The organism is Shewanella electrica (genome assembly GCF_022321485.1).
GTDB classification, from domain to species: domain Bacteria; phylum Pseudomonadota; class Gammaproteobacteria; order Enterobacterales; family Shewanellaceae; genus Shewanella; species Shewanella electrica.
This window is the reverse complement of the sequence record NZ_JAKOGG010000237.1, coordinates 1-276: the sequence shown is the minus strand read 5'-3', so window position 1 is coordinate 276 and position 276 is coordinate 1. Positions and strand designations below refer to the sequence as shown.

At 33.7% G+C, this 276-nt stretch carries 1 protein-coding gene; it reads right to left on the bottom strand.

Annotated elements, in window-relative coordinates; translation table 11 throughout:
* Positions 1–221: GAG-pre-integrase domain-containing protein (locus L9G74_RS24100; RefSeq protein WP_238898605.1), on the bottom strand; the 221-nt coding region annotated here is incomplete at its 3' end.
* Between the last annotated feature and the right edge of the window lie 55 nt (positions 222–276).

Genomic DNA, 276 nt, shown 5'->3' with positions numbered 1-276 from the left:
GGAGTTTTAGTCATCTTGCCCAAAAGGCATGATTCAGAAGCATCAAATGATTCATAACCAAGTAATTCTGAAAATCCATCTTTATGGAGTTTCTTCATGCGCTTTACACCGATATGACCCAAACGGCAGTGCCACAAATAAGTTGCACTATCATTATTAAACTTATATCTTTTGGCTTCAATACTAGGAATATGTGTATCACTACTATCGAGATTCAACAAAATTAGACCACTAATAAAGTGTGCATGACAGTAAAAGATATTACTCATATAAATA